Source organism: Rhizobium sp. FY34 (assembly GCF_005222845.1).
GTDB lineage: Bacteria > Pseudomonadota > Alphaproteobacteria > Rhizobiales > Rhizobiaceae > Neorhizobium.
Genome location: NZ_STFZ01000014.1, coordinates 344,669 through 360,943, shown reverse-complemented (window position 1 = coordinate 360,943; position 16,275 = coordinate 344,669). Strand labels below are relative to the sequence as shown.

Annotated in this window: 12 protein-coding genes and 2 pseudogenes; 7 read left to right on the top strand and 7 right to left on the bottom strand. The window is 58.9% G+C overall.

Annotated elements, in window-relative coordinates:
- Positions 1-28: 28 nt before the first annotated feature.
- From E8M77_RS12595 to E8M77_RS12585, 3 genes are all read left to right on the top strand, one after another.
- Complete coding sequence (locus E8M77_RS12595; protein WP_137130969.1) at positions 29-286, top strand: DUF1427 family protein; 258 nt, start codon at positions 29-31, stop codon at positions 284-286.
- 49 nt (positions 287-335) lie between these two features.
- Entirely contained in the window at positions 336-2,213 is a 1,878-nt protein-coding gene (locus E8M77_RS12590) for an amidohydrolase (RefSeq protein WP_137130968.1), read from the top strand.
- Positions 2,214-2,326: 113 nt separating this feature from the next.
- Positions 2,327-3,304, top strand: a complete 978-nt coding sequence (locus E8M77_RS12585; protein ID WP_137130967.1) for an alpha/beta hydrolase — start codon at positions 2,327-2,329, stop codon at positions 3,302-3,304.
- Between the two features lie 518 nt (positions 3,305-3,822).
- Here E8M77_RS12585 and E8M77_RS12580 read toward each other — a convergent pair.
- A complete protein-coding gene (locus E8M77_RS12580; protein WP_137130966.1) occupies positions 3,823-4,197 on the bottom strand; it encodes a response regulator in 375 nt (124 codons plus the stop codon).
- Between the two features lie 87 nt (positions 4,198-4,284).
- Positions 4,285-4,920, bottom strand: a complete 636-nt coding sequence (locus E8M77_RS12575) for a response regulator (protein WP_137130965.1) — start codon at positions 4,918-4,920, stop codon at positions 4,285-4,287.
- 185 nt (positions 4,921-5,105) lie between these two features.
- Between E8M77_RS12575 and E8M77_RS12570 the strand changes: the two genes are divergently transcribed.
- On the top strand, positions 5,106-5,657 hold the full coding sequence (locus tag E8M77_RS12570; RefSeq protein ID WP_137130964.1) for an AraC family transcriptional regulator: 552 nt from the start codon (positions 5,106-5,108) through the stop codon (positions 5,655-5,657).
- 569 nt (positions 5,658-6,226) lie between these two features.
- Here the strand turns inward: E8M77_RS12570 and E8M77_RS12565 are convergent.
- Genes E8M77_RS12565 through E8M77_RS12555 form a run of 3 tightly spaced genes read right to left on the bottom strand, consistent with a single transcriptional unit; the run spans position 6,227 to position 10,286 of the window.
- Complete coding sequence (locus E8M77_RS12565) at positions 6,227-8,485, bottom strand: molybdopterin cofactor-binding domain-containing protein (RefSeq protein WP_137130963.1); 2,259 nt, start codon at positions 8,483-8,485, stop codon at positions 6,227-6,229.
- Positions 8,482-8,970, bottom strand: coding sequence for a (2Fe-2S)-binding protein (locus E8M77_RS12560; RefSeq protein WP_137130962.1), 489 nt, complete (start codon positions 8,968-8,970; stop codon positions 8,482-8,484). The genes E8M77_RS12565 and E8M77_RS12560 overlap by 4 nt, the downstream gene beginning before the upstream one ends.
- Positions 8,967-10,286, bottom strand: coding sequence for a cytochrome c (locus E8M77_RS12555; RefSeq protein WP_246659235.1), 1,320 nt, complete (start codon positions 10,284-10,286; stop codon positions 8,967-8,969). The genes E8M77_RS12560 and E8M77_RS12555 overlap by 4 nt, the downstream gene beginning before the upstream one ends.
- A 931-nt stretch (positions 10,287-11,217) precedes the next feature.
- Here E8M77_RS12555 and E8M77_RS12550 point away from each other — a divergent pair.
- The gene (locus E8M77_RS12550) at positions 11,218-11,736 is read left to right on the top strand and encodes a DNA starvation/stationary phase protection protein (protein ID WP_137130960.1); all 519 of its coding nucleotides are present in this window, start codon (positions 11,218-11,220) and stop codon (positions 11,734-11,736) included.
- A 26-nt stretch (positions 11,737-11,762) separates the two neighbouring features.
- Complete coding sequence (locus E8M77_RS12545; RefSeq protein WP_137130959.1) at positions 11,763-12,941, top strand: MFS transporter; 1,179 nt, start codon at positions 11,763-11,765, stop codon at positions 12,939-12,941.
- A 231-nt stretch (positions 12,942-13,172) separates the two neighbouring features.
- On the opposite strand, the pseudogene E8M77_RS12540 reads toward E8M77_RS12545, so the two are convergent.
- Positions 13,173-13,924: pseudogene (locus E8M77_RS12540) on the bottom strand (helix-turn-helix domain-containing protein); the annotation flags it as partial.
- 126 nt (positions 13,925-14,050) lie between these two features.
- On the opposite strand from E8M77_RS12540, the pseudogene E8M77_RS12535 reads away from it, so the two are divergent.
- Positions 14,051-14,332, top strand: a pseudogene (locus tag E8M77_RS12535) (IS701 family transposase); the annotation flags it as partial.
- A gap of 205 nt (positions 14,333-14,537) precedes the next feature.
- On the opposite strand, the gene E8M77_RS12530 reads toward E8M77_RS12535, so the two are convergent.
- The gene (locus E8M77_RS12530; RefSeq protein ID WP_137130957.1) at positions 14,538-16,274 is read right to left on the bottom strand and encodes a GMC family oxidoreductase N-terminal domain-containing protein; all 1,737 of its coding nucleotides are present in this window, start codon (positions 16,272-16,274) and stop codon (positions 14,538-14,540) included.
- Between the last annotated feature and the right edge of the window lies 1 nt (position 16,275).

Sequence of the window (16,275 nt, the reverse complement as noted above, 5' to 3'; positions counted from 1 at the left end):
TTCGATCTCACGCCGAAAGGAAACGGTGATGAAACTCTACCTCATCTCACTCGCAGCCGGGCTGCTCGTCGGCGTGATCTACGGCGTCCTCAACGTGCGCTCCCCTGCCCCGCCGGTCATTGCCCTGATCGGCCTGCTTGGAATCCTCCTCGGCGAACAGATCGTGCCGCTCGCCAAAGCCGCTCTCGTCCGGCAGCCGATCACGACGTCGCTTCCGAGACCGTTCGAATCGCGGACCACGTCCGACCTCAGCGACACGCGCAGGCCGCAGGACCGGGCGAGCTGAGCTTCTCGCCCGAGTACCGATGCCCTCCCACTTCAGAAGGAACACTGTGATGGATGCCGACCTCATCCTCTACCACGGACTCGTGACCACGCTTGACCGCTCCAACCCATCGGCGACGGCGATTGCGATCAAGGACGGCAAGTTTCTGGCCGTTGGCAGCGACGCCGAGATCATGAAACATGCCGGTCCACAGACCAAGACCGTCGATCTGCGCGGCAAACGCGTCCTGCCCGGCCTCAACGACAATCACACCCATGTCGTCCGCGGCGGGCTGAACTTCAACATGGAACTGCGCTGGGACGGCATCCGCTCGCTGGCCGATGCCATGGACATGCTGCAGCGCCAGGTGGCAGTCACGCCGGCACCCCAATGGGTGCGGGTGATCGGCGGTTTCACCGAGCACCAGTTTGTCGAAAAGCGCTTGCCGACGATCGATGAGATCAACGCGGTCGCGCCGGACACCCCCGTTTTCCTCCTGCATCTTTACGATCGCGCGCTGCTGAATGCCGCTGCCATTCGCGCTGTCGGCTTCACCAAGGAAACGCAAGATCCGCCGGGTGGCGAGATCACGCGCGACGCCGCCGGCAATCCGACCGGGCTGCTGCTTGCCAAACCCAATGCTGGCATTCTCTATGCCACACTCGCCAAGGGGCCGAAGCTGCCCTTCGACTATCAGGTGAATTCAACGCGCCACTTCATGCGCGAGCTCAACCGGCTGGGGGTGACCGCCGTCATCGATGCCGGCGGCGGCTTCCAGAACTATCCAGATGACTATGCTGTTATCCAGAAGCTGGCGGACGAGGATCTGCTGACGGTCCGGCTCGCCTACAATCTCTTCACGCAGAAGCCGAAGGAGGAGAAGGAGGACTTTCTCCGCTGGACCTCCTCGGTCACCTACAAGCAGGGCAGTGACTATTTCCGTCACAATGGTGCCGGTGAGATGCTGGTCTTCTCCGCTGCCGATTTCGAGGACTTCCGTCAACCGCGCCCGGACATGCCGCCGGAGATGGAAGGCGATCTCGAAGAGGTGGTACGCGTGCTTGCGCAGAACCGCTGGCCCTGGCGCATGCATGCCACCTATGACGAAACGATCTCGCGGGCGCTCGACGTCTTTGAGAAGGTCAATCGCGATACGCCGCTCGATGGCATCCACTGGTTCTTCGACCATGCGGAGACAATATCCGATCGTTCGATTGATCGCGTGGCTGCCCTTGGCGGCGGCATCGCGGTGCAACACCGCATGGCCTATCAGGGTGAGTATTTCATCGAGCGATACGGCCATGGTGCCGCCGAAGCAACGCCGCCGATCGCCAAGATGCTCGATCGCGGCCTGCGCGTCTCGGCCGGCACCGATGCGACGCGCGTTGCCTCCTACAACCCCTGGGTCTCGCTTTCCTGGATGATCACAGGCAAGACCGTGGGCGGCATGAACCTCTACCCGCGGCAGAACTGCCTGGACCGCGAAACGGCGCTCAGGATGTGGACCGAGAAGGTCCAGTGGTTCAGCAATGAAGAGGGGCGCAAGGGCCGCATCGAAAAAGGCCAGTTCGCCGACTTGATCGTGCCGAGCAAGGACTACTTCTCCTGCCCCGAGGACGAGATTTCCTTCCTGACCTCCGACCTCACCATCGTCGGCGGCAAGGTCGTCTATGGTGCCGGGGACTTCAGCGGGATCGACGCACCGCCACTTCCACCTGCCATGCCCGACTGGTCGCCTGTCAGAACCTTTGGTGGCTACGGCGCCTGGGGCGAGCCACAGGGGGCTGGCAAACACTCACTCCGCCGCCACGCGATCTCATCCTGCGGCTGCGCCAACGACTGCGGCGTGCATGGCCACGACCATGCAGGGGCATGGACCTCCAGCCTGCCCATCAGCGATCTCAAAGGATTTTTCGGTGCACTCGGCTGCTCGTGCTGGGCCGTCTAGCGGAACCAACGATGAATGTCGGAGCTCAAACGTCCAAAAAACCAGTCTAGCCGACAAGAGCAAACGCCTGACACCCCATAAGCTCAAATCATCCAATCAGCAGGAACATAGCGATGGATCAGAAACACGAATTCCTCTTGTCCCGGCGGCAGGCACTGCTCGCGGGCGCCACCCTTTCGCTGGCAAAGACGCTCCCGGTCTTTGCCTCGGAAACCCTCAACGCACTTCAACAGGAAGGAACGATACCAATGACCGAGAACTTCGTCACCACCAAGGACGGCGTCGAAATCTTCTACAAGGACTGGGGTCCGAAGGATGCGCAGCCGATCGTCTTCCATCACGGCTGGCCGCTGTCATCCGATGACTGGGACGCGCAGATGCTGTTCTTCCTCCTCAACGGCTACCGCGTCGTCGCCCATGACCGCCGTGGCCATGGCCGGTCACAGCAGGTGAGCGAAGGTCACGATCTCGACCACTACGCCGCCGATGCCTCGGCCGTTTTCGAAAAGCTCGACCTGCGCAATGCGGTCCATATCGGCCACTCCACCGGTGGCGGCGAAGTGGCTCGTTATGTCGCGAACTTCGGCGAACCGCAGGGTCGTGTTGCGAAAGCCGTCCTGGTTGCCGCCATCCCGCCGATTATGCTGAAGACGAAAGCCTATCCGGGCGGCTTGCCGATCGAGGTTTTTGACGGCTTCCGTTCGGCCCTTGCCGCCAACCGCGCCCAGTTCTTCCGGGATGTGCCGGCAGGTCCCTTCTACGGCTTCAACCGGAAAGGCGCGACCGTGCATGAAGGCGTGATCCAGAATTGGTGGCGCCAGGGCATGATGGGCGGTGCAAAGGCCCATTACGACGGCATCAAGGCCTTCTCTGAAACTGACCAGACCGAGGATCTGAAGAATATTTCGGTGCCGACTCTCGTGATGCACGGTGACGACGACCAGATCGTTCCGATTGCCGCTTCTGCCGAGATCTCGGTCAAGCTTTTGAAGAAGGGCACGCTGAAGGTCTACAAGGGCTTTTCGCACGGCATGCTGACGGTCAACGCCGACGTGATCAATCCAGACCTCCTGGCCTTCGTCAAAAGCTGAGCCCCTATCCGACAACCAAGCCGCCGCCTTACCCGCGGCGGCCTTTGTGTGTCTGTATCTTACCTGAACCGCCTTCTACCGCGTACAAGAAGCATGGCTGCCTCGAACCTCGAGACGTCAGCCATGAACCAAATCCAGCCAGATCAAACCCGATGTCCTTACAGTAAACTCTGGATCAACTCTGTTTCTGGATTGCCGAATGCGATCCGATAGTGAAACGGGTGAAGTTCGATGCTCCAGCATCGGACAATACTGAACGGCCATCGAGCGTCCGCCAATCCGAACGGGCGCATTTGCGCCGATACCAGCGCCAAGCCACGCGACCTCATCAGCAGATAAGCGCTCATTGTGTCCCAACTTGATCTCGACGCAAAATCGCTCCGTTAGAATGAGCCCAAGTTTGCCGGAAGGACTCTGGGGAGAGCTCAGTGCGCAAGGGCTGCCGACGGACCGCAACTTTTCATGCTGTCTGGCACGATCAGGGTTGAGTAGAATGAAAGGAGAACCGCTTGAAGCACTCAGACCTGGAACCCAAGATCGATCGCACGCTCGATGCAGGCGATCAGCGCCTCGGCCTGATAAGGTTTCTGAAGCACACAGACATGCGTCTCGATCTGCGCGCGGACCGGAGTCTCGGCGAAGGCCGTGATGAAGATCATAGGCACCGGATCCTTGCGCTCTCGCAGGAATGCGTAGAGTTCCACACCGCTCATGCCTGGCATCTGCACATCAGAAACGAGACAAGCCGAGCGACCATTGCTTTGCGAGTGGAGAAAATCTTCGGCTGAGGAATAGGTCGCGACGTCAAAGCCACAGGATCTCAGGAGACTGCTCGTCGCACGAAGAACCTCGACCTCATCGTCGATTACGGAAATAAGCCGGGGAGCATCCACCTTGATCTGCCAATCTCCGGTCGGGGACCGGGTTCACCTGTCCGCCATTATAAGCATATTCCGGCCTCTCCGCGATTATACTCACGTTTATGGGCTAACCGATGTGCCTTGGGTCCGCGCGATGGCTTCCGACATCTTGACCAGATCGGCGAAGGTCCGCGCCATCATCTTGCGCATGATCTTGCCACGATGGATCTTCACAGTAATCTCGCTGAGGTCGAGTTCACCGGCGATCTGCTTGTTCATGAGGCCTCTCGTGGCCATTTCCATGATCTGCCGCTCACGTGGCGTCAGAGAAGAAAAGCGCTGCTTGAGTTCAGCCTCAAGCTTGGTTTCACCTTTGGCCGCAGCACGGGTCAAGCAGGCGGCCGCGACCGCATCAAGCATGTCCTGATCACGAAACGGTTTTGGTAAAAAGTCTACCGCACCTGCCTTCATCGCCCGCACGGACATTGGAATATCGCCATGTCCCGTCATGAAAATGATCGGGATATCACTGCCCATCTCCGCAAGTTTCTGCTGAAAATCAAGGCCACTGGTGAACGGAAGCCTGACGTCCAGAACCAGACAATCCGCTTCATTCAGGGACTCTTTATCCTGACACAGGTCGAGTGGAGTGACGTAACATTTCACCCGATAGCCGACCGAACGTAAAAGGCTATCGACGGAATTGCGGACGAGTTGCTCGTCATCGACGACCAGTACGAGAGGGCTCACGGACATCCTTCGAATTCCAGCGCTTATGAATGTTCGATCTGTTTTAAAGCCGACCCATGCCCTGCGGCAACTATACGTGGGTATGCGAGGCTAGCACTGCAGTCTGACGTCTATCAATTCCCGTACAATATCGCTGAGCCGTAATTTGCCAGAAGATTTCCCCTATAAGCAAGGGTCCAAGGGGGGTCGTCATGTCCGCGCTTCAGTTTCAGATCGAAGACAGCAAGCACCAACCACAGTCCGGCGGCAGCTCTGTCAAAATTCAGCACCATCAACTGACCAGCCTTCTCGTCCATGCCATTTCCGTCGTAGAGAGCGATGAGGAAAGCGCTCTGGAATTCGTGAGGCGAGCATCCGCGCTCGCCGGACGACTTGAACTGTTTGATCAACACGCCGAACAGTCGATACGCGGTCTGGCACCGTGGCAATCAGAACGGGTGAGACGCCACATTGAGAAGAACTACGCCGGTCGGATTGGCATCGACGAACTTGCCGCAATGACCCGCCTCAGCACCAGCTATTTCTCCGCCGCCTTCAGAATGAGCTTCGGCACGTCGCCACACGACTATGTCTGTAGAAAGCGCGTCGACCAAGCTCAACACCAGATGACAACGACCGATAAACCGCTTTGCGAAATCGCCCTTGATTGCGGCTTTGCCGACCAGCCACATCTTTGCCGGGTTTTCCGCCGCATCACCGGCCAGACACCAGCGGCATGGCGGCGGAACACACGAACGGCCTGACGGTCCGGTTGAAGCGAGGACACATCCGCTGACTATCAGCCGAGAACTGAAGCAGCGGAAAACGCGCCTGGTTGTCGGAAAATCCGGATCGTGGAAGACAATGTAGACAGTATCGAGGATCATTCGCTCCCGCAAACCGGAGGGTCGAGCATATCGTATTGTATGCGGGGTAGCGACAATGGTGCTGGTGTCGACAGTTCCTATGTTGATACCTTTACCGACATAGAAGGTGCAATCGCCGTACTTATACGACGCCGCTATTTGCAACTGCGATTCCAGCACCGGCTGCCGCGGACGATAGAGCAACCTGCCCAATCGCCATATAAGCAGAACGGGCTGTCTGTTTCCTCGGTCGCGTGTTTTACGCGCATCGGTTATCTAGGCAATCTAGGATCATACAAAACGAACGAAGTGTGACCTCATCTGCCAGCACCAAACGCATCATTTTTGAGCAAGTCTTGCTATCCTGGGGTGAAGGTTGATCATGCGCCGCCCCTGATAAGAAACTGCTGAGGACCTTCGTCTAGGAGAGGAAGGGACAGGCAAACCTCACGACGAAAGGTTGGCTCTCAGAGTGCTATGAGAGCGCGTCTCAGCTTTTCGGGCGATAACGGCATCTCGCGGAATCGCACGCCGGTCGCATCTGCGAGTGCATTCGCCAATGCCGCAGACGTCGGACCCTGCGAAGCCTCCGCCACGCCGAGGAACGGTTCTCCTAGCCGCGGCAAAACATCGACATCGATTTCAACCGGCACGTCTGCAAAACGCAAGATTGGATAACTACTCCAATCAAAACTGGTGCGGCGCTCTGCATCATGGGTGATCGCCTCGCGGGTACACCAACTCAGCGACTGTATAAGGCCGCCTTCGACCTGATTGCGGACGCCATCCGGGTTAACGACCTCGCCGCAATCGACAGCAGCCCGTGCACGCTGAACCGTGATGAAACCGGTGTTCGGCTCAACCGAAATTTCGAGGAACACGCAACAATAAGCACCAAGGTTCTTGTAACGGGCAAAGCCCATGCCATAGCCATGAAACTTCCCCTTGGGACGCCGTGTCTGCCAACCGAAAGCCTCAGCGCCGGCCATCATCACGGCCCGCGCCCGTGGTTCGCTCATGTGGTCGAGCCGAAGCGTCAGCGGATCGATGCCCGCTGCGTTTGCCAGTTCGTCGAACATGCTTTCAATCGAAAACACATTCAGGTGCGCACCGAGCGAGCGCATGGCGGAAGATCTGAATGGCCCCTTTGGTATGAAGTGAAAGTTCACATCCATGTTCGGCAGCGCATAGAGAGGATTGGAATTGCGGCTGCCATCGCCCGCCGGCATCGGGATCGGCACGTTTTCCGGCGGTGGAAATGCATGCGTAACCTCCCAACCGGCCAGCACTCCGTTGGCGGAAGTCGGTCGCGTGTTGTGCGGGGGGCTCCAGACGTCGTAGTTCCAGGTGACGATACGGTTGTCTGCATCAAGTTCGGCGACGACTTCGGTCACCATACCCGCACCCAGCGGCTCCCAGCCGAATTCCTGCTCGCGCATCCATTGCAGGCGGACCGGACGGCCTGGCAAAGCGTGGGCAATGAGCGCTGCATCCGCTGCCACATCATCTGCACCGTTCTGGCCGTAACATCCGGCACCCTGCACATGGATGGCATGGACCTTGTCTTCCGACAGATCAAGGAGGTTCGCCGCCACCCGTCGTACATCGAAGATACCCTGGCTATGGCTCCAGATCGTCAGTTCACCACCCTTCATCTCAGCAATCGCACAGGATGGTCCGATGGAACCGTGGCTATACCAGGGACGTGCGTAACGAGCGGAAAGACGCGTGGTTGCCGCCGCAGTTGGATGCGCAACTTTCTCTATGGGGTAGTCCTGCGCCGGTAGCGCCTTGAGGATGTCAGCAATTGTCCCTGTTGGAATGGCGCCATTTTTGCGCTTGGATTGCCCGGCCAGCAATTGCCGCATGATGCGCACCGCATCCCATTCCCGTTCGCAGACGACGGCGGCGAAATCGCCATCCTGAACAAAGGCATAGAGACCCGGCATCGCCTCGATCTCGGTACGCGAGGGCAAGGTCAGCGTCATGCCTTCCGCCGGAGCCCGGATGACCCGCGCATGCAGCATTCCGGGAAGGCGCATATCCTGGATAAAGGACACGGCGCCCGTCACCTTGCCCGGGATATCGAGACGCGGAAGGCTCTTGCCCATGGTCCGAAAGGTGGCTGGCTGGCGCAAAGGGACGTCAGCCTGGGCTTGAACATGCAACGAGAGCGTCGCGGCCACCGCACCATAACCGATGCTGCGACCATCGGGGGCGCGGATCGTGCCCTCTCCCGTTGTCTCGAGGCCCGCCTCGTCCGTGTCCAGCATCGGTGCTGCGGCCCGCTGCAGCAGCATGCGTACATTGGCCGCCGCAAGGCGAAGGGCGGTGCCGCCATATTGCATCGAATGGCTTGCCGCCGTCAGCCCTTCATCCGGCGTACGGGCTGTATCGCCTGTCACGATCGAAACGAGATGTGGCGGCATGTCGAGTTCTTCGGCGGCCACCTGAAGCAGCGCGGTCATGATGCCCTGCCCCAGTTCGACCTTGCCCGTAAAGACCTGTGCCCGACCGGCCGGGTCGATCCTGATCCAGGCATCGAGATAGGGAAAGGGCTGCAGATCATCCGGCAGGGCAGAGGATGCACCAACCCCCTCCGGTTCCGCCTCACCAGTCGCCGCGGCCCTGGCAGATGAAAGGCCGGCGAGGGAAAACGCGACAAGCAGACCCGCACCACCCAGAAAGTTGCGACGCGTAGTCGTTAGAGCATTGGATGGCATCATGATGCATCTCCCTTGCCGTTTTGGCTGCCCAGGACAGCGCTGGCCCGCTTGATGGCGCGGATGATCCGGTGATGCGTGCCGCAGCGGCACAGATTTGGTTGCATATGCCGACGAATTTCGGCATCCGAGGGGGCTGGATTGCGGTCCAGCAGGCTCTGAGCCCGCATGATCATGCCGGCAATACAATAACCGCATTGTGCAGCCTGTTCATCGATGAAGGCCTGCTGCAGGATGCCGGGTTGTGCCTGTGTACCCAGTCCCTCCAACGTCGTCACTTGCCGTTCCTGCGTTGCCCCGATCGGAGTAAGGCACGAGAAGACCGCCTTACCATCAAGATGGACGGTGCAGGCGCCGCACTGGCCAAGGCCGCAGCCATATTTCGCGGCATTCAGTTCAAGGTCATCGCGCAGGACATATAAAAGTGGTGTATCGGGAGTGGCCGAAACAGTACGACGCTGGCCGTTGACAATGAGCGAGACAGTCATCTTGCGTCTTCCTTTCGAATGGCGGAAACCTCGGCGGTCAGATCCGGCCATGGGCTTGCATCCGTGAAGTGCGCCCTTGCATAGCCGAGCAGGTCGGCAATTTGTTGGTCGGTCAGGATATCGGCAAAACCGGGCATCGCCGGGCCGCGACCGGAGGGCGGCGCAACGCCCTGCAGGACCGCCTGAATGGCATTGCGCGGGTTCGTCATGCGCAGATCGGACACGGCCGACAACGGCGGACGTCCGGTAACCTGCATCGGTGCGCCCGGCATGTGGCAACCGCCACAGGCGCCCGCAAAAAGCGTGTCCGTCGCGGGATGCGCAATGGTCGACTTCGACGACGCAGGATCCTGGGACGCAACATCCCGTGGCAGGGTTGCCACCGTGGACGCAGCCTTCTGAAGCGCACTCTCGGGTTTCATGCGCGAGGCGATGTAGACAGCAATTGCTTGGACATCGGCATCGTTAACCGTCGACAATCCCTCCGCAACCGGCCCCATCGGGCCGCCGGCGGCACTGTGACCGCCGGCAATACCGGTCGTCAGGTAATCAAACAGCGAGGCCTCGTCCCACCGATCGGCGGAAGGATTGGATTTGTCGAGAGCAGGCGCGATCCAGCCTTCGGCGATACCGCCCGACAGATCCGACGAGCGCTCTTCCCCACCCAGGATATTGCGTGGGGTGTGACAGCCCCCACAATGGCCGAGACCCTCCACGAGATACTTTCCGCGATTCCATTCGGCACTCCGGGCGGGATCCCGCGTCGAAGGACCTTCGTGCAGAAACAGAAGCTTCCAGCCCGCAAGCAGCGGGCGAAATCCGAGGCCCGGTAGAAGGTCATTCTTCGGCTGGACCTGTTCCACCGGCTGGCGCGTCATCAGGAACGCATAGATGGCCCGAAGGTCGGCGTCATCGACATGCGTGAAATGTTCATACGGCAGAGCCGGATAAAGATGGCTTCCGTCTCTCGCCACGCCGTTAACCATCGCGCGTCTGAAAGCAGCAAACGACCAGTTGCCGATACCTGTCTTTTCATCCGGGGTGATGTTGTCGGAGTAGAGAGTGCCGAAGGGCGTCGGCAGAGCCCTTGCCCCGGCAAAGGGCCTGCCTCCATCCGCGGTATGGCACACGATGCAGTCGCCAATGCTCGCCAGTTGCGCACCCTTCGCAACCTCTCCCGGATCGAAGCTCGTCGGTAACGGGCGCTCCACCGGTTTGATCTCTGGCGCATAGATGATAGCGGCGGCAATGACACTGCCGGCGACTGCGGCGAGGCTGAAGCTTGCCAGCAATGCTTTGGATTGGATCCGCCTCATCATCGAGCTTCCCACTGCAGCAAGCACATTTGAATTTGTCACAACCGTCATCCCTTGATGAGTGATCAGGCTTTTGGTTTTTTAAAATGTCCAGCTATGGCTCTGCGCAACGATATTAAAACATGTGAAGAGATGGGGAATTATAGGATCGTTTCATCCGACCAATACTTAGGTTTAGGTCAAAGCCAGACTATTGCGGCAAATAATACAACGATGGCATCGGCATGCCCTGCTTGCTCGAAATCTGGAGATGTTTGACGTCGAGGGGAGCAGGTGGATGTTGATAGCCTCGACAAGATCCAGCCAGCCGACACATGCCAGCGACTTGATACGCTTTGAGTTGCCGACGGCTAGAGCGTGTTTCGATCTGATTGGATCAGTTCTGTTGGCCCAAACCGGATGCTATCCAAGGAGAAGGGCGCACGGTGTAGCCATAGCATACATGGTAAGCCCTTCGACGATGGAGAGCGCCGGTTTGGGCCAACCCTTCGGGCGGCATGAATTTTCGCGATGATCGGCGGCCTTCGTCTCGACCGTACACCGCGGGTATGGCCTTCGACGAAGGCCTTGATCCTCACAAAAATTCCCTGCTGCAGAACGATTCAATCAGGTCGAAACCCGCTCTGATGTCCGCCGCAGGCAAATAGACAACTGTGCAGAAGCTGACCATTATCGCGCAAAGTTTCGAGCAAGGCGACGCGGCATCAAAGAGCCCCCTTGCCCGTCTATACAGAACTCGCCCGTCATACGAGCTTTTCCTGCCGCGCCGCGTCGGCTCCCTAAATCTAAGTATAGTCTCAGTTAAACCAGCGTTGGATGTCGCGCATTGCTGGGCCGTTATACATTTCGTCATCCGCCGGACAGAACCCGATTTGAATTTCATCAAGAGCCAGCGGCCAAGACATCAACGTTCCAACTCAGGAGAATAACCATGGACCGGACAGCGATCGAAGCACGCCGCAATGCACCGCTAGCCACTCCCTCGGATTTCAGTTCGCAAGCGGTTCTCGAGATATCCAGCGCCTTGACGAAACTGCTCGCCGACGCATTTGCGCTCTACATCAAGACGAAGAATTTTCACTGGCATATGAGTGGACGGCACTTCCGCGACTACCACCTCATGCTCGACGAGCAAGCCAGCCAGATCTTCGCGATGACGGATGCAATCGCCGAGCGCGCCCGGAAAATCGGTGGCAAAACGCTCCATTCAATCGCACAAATCAGTCAGCTTCAGCGCATTCTCGACAACAATTCGGACTTCGTCACTCCGGGCGACATGCTGGCCGAACTGAAGGACGACAACCAGCGCCTTACCTCGTTCATGCGCCAGACCCACGAATTGTGCTCAGAATACAATGATGTAGCAACGACCAGCCTGCTGGAAGTTTGGATCGATGAAACGGAACGACGCTCATGGTTCCTGTTCGAGACAACGCGCGGCGCGGAATAAGCGCGCCAGTATTGGAGGACACCACCATGACCACAATCACTGAAGACCTTTCGAAAGTGAAGCCCCTGAGCCAGATGGAACTTGTAGCCATGGCTACCGCTGCCGGCATCGCTGTCGCAAATATCTACTACAACCAGCCAATGCTCGGCATTATCGAAGCCGACTTTCCGGGCCAGCATCTCGTCGGCATGGTCCCAACAGCAACCCAACTCGGTTATGCAGCAGGATTGTTTCTTCTGCTTCCGCTCGGGGATCTCGTCAATCGCCGCTGGCTGATCATCGGCCAATTCTTCATACTCGCAGGCGCGCTCGCTCTTGCTGCGATAGCGCCGACGCCAGCGCTTCTTATCGCGGCGTCCCTGATCGTCGGTGCCAGTAGCACGGTCGCGCAACAGATTGTTCCCTTCGCCGCCTCTCTTGCGCTGCCCGAAAGGCGCGGCGCGACCATCGGCACTGTGATGGCAGGGGTCCTGTCCGGTATCCTGTTCAGCAGGACACTGTCTGGCTTCGTCGGCGAGCATGCGGGTTGGCGTGAGATGTTCTGGATCGGAGTTCCCCTGGCGCTCTTGGCAATGGCACTCATGTGGTGGACCCTTCCTCATCATAAGCCTGCAGCTTCACTGCCCTATCACAAGGCAATCGCTTCGCTCGCCGGGCTTTGGAAGCGCGAGCGCACCCTGAGGGCGGCAACGTTCATCCAGGCGTTTCTGTTCGCGTCCTTTACGGTGTTCTGGACCATACTCGCTCTTTACCTCCAAGGACCGCAATTCAATCTCGGTGCAGACGTCGCAGGTTTGTTCGGCGTGGTCGGTGCCGTCGGAATTTTTGCAGCACCGCTGGCAGGCCGGATCGCCGACCGTCGGGGACCGCATTTCGTGGTCTGGCTTGGCGGAATGCTGACGTTTGCTGCATGGGTTCTATTTGGGTTCTGGCCATCGCTTTCCGCCTTAATCATTGGCGTCATCGTGCTCGACTTCGGGATACAGGGTGCGTTGATTTCCAACCAACACATAATCTACGCGCTGGATCCGAACGCACGCAGCCGTATCAATACAATTTTCATGACAGGAATGTTTCTGGGCGGTGCGGCTGGTTCGGCTCTCGCAACAGCGGCCTGGAGCCAAGCCGGTTGGCTTGGGGTAAGTGGACTCGGTGCCGCATTTGGGATCATTGCGATATCAATCAAGGCTGCCCATCATCAGTGACTTGCCACTGAGAATTTCCTCCAGACTTGACTAGAATTCGGCCTGACAAAGAACGGACGAAGGAAGAAGCAGATCATCGATCCCGCTCTTGGCGCGCGCAACGCCGCCGTGCCCCAAGCGACGCAGGAGCCTCAAGACTGTGACAGGCGATGTCCTGTCGAAGCTGATTGGCACGTACCGAACCAACAACCTGCGCGATATGACGGACAAGGCCATCCCGATGGTCGCTTTTGCCTTGATGACGATAAAGGTTGGCGAGGTGATCAGGTCGTGGGCCTTCAGCAGGCGATAGACTGAAGCTTCTGATACAAATTAGCTTTCCGTGTCATTGAACGTCACCGCCAGCTCGCGGGGTGACAGGTCGGCATGATCCAGCACCATGGTAATTATGCGATCCCTGATGTCATCGGGAATGCGATTCCACACCCGTTTCGGCGCGGACGTCCGGTCTTCCAGTCCCTCGACGCCATGGGTCAGGAAACGATCATACCACCGGTAGCATGTCGGCCTTGGAATGCCGAGCTTGTCGAGGGTTTGCCTGGCCGGCAGGTGCGACTGTTCGACGAGCCGAATGATTTCCAGTTTCTCGATGGCGGGATATCTCATTCGTCGTTGCCCCCATGCCCGATCATGCTTTTTTTGAGCAGGCGGTTCTCCAGGGTGAGGTCGGCCAGCGCCTCCTTCAGGTCGCGGCTCTCCTTACGCAGCGCCTTCACTTCGTCACTGGTCGCCGCACGGGTGGTGTCCCCTGCGAGCCGCTTCTTGCTAGCTTCGAGGAATTCCTTCGACCAGCTATAATTCAGGCTTTCGGCGATCCCCTCACGGCGGCAGATCGCGGCGATGCTGTCTTCGCCACGCAGGCCTTCCAGGACGGCCCGGATTTTGTCCTCGGCCGAATGATGCTTGCGCGTCGCGCGGCGGATGTCTTTGATTGTCTTCTCGACCGTCGATGTCTGCGGCCCGGCATTCGGCGGGAAAACGATTCACCGGATCGTTTTCTTTTCCGCCTCATTGTCTCATCTTCGCTTCCCTTGAATGAGCTACGATGAGCCTAAAATCCTCTCTTCTCAATTAAACCAAATCTGTCTCATGGGCGGTGATCCGGGACAGTCGGATTGATCCTTCCCGTCTCCGGCCATGGCCGTCCTCGCAAGCATTCGTTCCCCGACACCCTTTCGGTTGCCGCCGAAACGATGTTGGCAAAAGTCAGTTGGCGCCGCGGCACAAAAGGTCGCCTCACGGCACGCTTTGCCGCATTGCGCATCCGGATCGCCGATGGCACGCCGCAGCGCATCTATGACAAGGGACAGCAGCACATGGCCGGCGAGGAAGCCTCGTTGGTTGGCGAATGGCGATCGAACGACGCGCGCAAATATTACCTGTCCAACTTGCGTGTCGATGCGACATTGAAAGTGCTGGCGGCCGTGATCAATGTGCTTGCTATACCGACAGCACAGATCCGATGTCCGCACTGTCAACAGCGCTTTCGAAGCGAAAAATCACTTCTGCCAAAGTAGTGATAGACTGGACAAACCGGCCCACCTCCATGGCGGACCGGGTTGTCGAAGATGGTCCTCGGCTAGGAGCTTGGGCCCACTATCCCGCCTCGCCGAGAAGGATGTCGGCCATACGCTCGCCGATGATGACGGTCGAAGCCATGGTATTGCCCGTCGACACCCGCGGCATGACCGAGGCATCGGCGATGGAAAGGCCCTCGACCCCATAAACCGACAGGTTGCCGTCTACGACCGAAAGCGCATCCTTGCCCATCTTGCAGGTGCAGCTTTCGTGGAAATACGTCCCTGCCGCGTTACGCACGAAGTCTCTGAGATCTTCGCCAGCCAGCGGGCCGGGCATGATCTCGCGCTTGACGAACTCTTTCATGACCGCCGAGTTGCCGATTTCCCGACACAGCTCGATGCAGGTCAAAAGCGCCTTCATGTCCGCTTCCTCCTTGAGGAACCCGCCGTCGATCTTGACCGGATCCTTGGGGTCGGCACCCGTCAGGCGAACCTCACCGCGTGATTTCGGCCGCACCAGACCAGGGGCGATCGTCCATGAGCCTGCCGGCGGATTGAAAGCCGGACCGGTCACCTCCGATACGAACGGCACCTCGATCTGGAAGGGTTGAAGATCAGGCGTATCGAGACTGGAAGCCGACTTCCAGAAGAAGGTCGCCTCGGCGGCCGAGTTCTTCGGCGGCAAGAGCGTGTTGTATTCCCAGATGCAGCCGGCGGCCAGGATATGATCCTGGAAGTTCTGACCGACACCGGGAAGATCATGGACAACCGCAACGCCCGCCTCCTTTAGATGTGCGGCAGGGCCGATCCCCGACTGCATCAGGATCTTCGGCGTGTTGATGGCTCCCGCCGAAAGCACGACGCGCTCGCCGGCGGTGACCGTATGCATCACACCGTCCTTTTCGAAGGTGAGGCCGGTCACCCTGGTTCCATCCAGGGTCAAACGATGCACGACGGCACCGGTCAGCAGCGTGATATTGGGCCGCTTCAGGGTCTCCCACAGATAGTCGGAAGGCAGGTTGCGCCGCATGCCATCCTTGATACGGACATTGGCGAGTGCTGCACCGCCCTTGCCCTCCATCATCTCGCCGTTCATGTCGGCATAGGCGGGAATACCGACGCTTTCGCAGGCTTTCAGAAAGGCTGGAGCAATCGGATTGGGATCCTGGACTTCGCTGACGTAGAGCCGTCCGCCTGTGCCGCGACGGCTGGCATCTTGCGGGCCATGCCAGTCCTCGATCCGACGGTAGATGTTCAGGACATTCTCGTAGGCCCAGGCCTTGTCGCCTGTTTCCGAAGCCCAGAAATCGAAATCGTTCTTGTGGCCGCGCGCCCAGATCATGACATTGATCGACGAGCCTCCGCCGATCACCTTGCCCATCGGCAGGATGAGCGAGCGCCCGTTGACCTTCGCCGAAGGTTCGGCACTGTACCCCCAGTCACGCTCGGAACGGATATTTATTGGCCACATGAGCGGGTTGAGAACGGCATCCAGCTGGTCGGTTCCGCCAGCTTCGAGCACCAGAACGCTCGCCTCTGTCTCCGCCGCAAGCCGGCCCGCCACAACTGCGCCGCCCGAGCCCGAGCCGACCACGATGTAATCGTAGCTGGAGGCCAGTTTCTGCGCATTGTAGCGCTGGGTGATGGCGGCATCTCCCAGGCTTTGTGCCCATGCTTCGGCCGTGGCGAGCGTCGCGCCGGTGGCCACGGCCATCTTTATGAAGTCGCGCCGCCCGATCCGGCCATGAACGAGGCCGGCCTGCAACGCCATCAGTCTGTCGCCCTTGTCGAGCGCGTTTGAAAAAAATCGCATG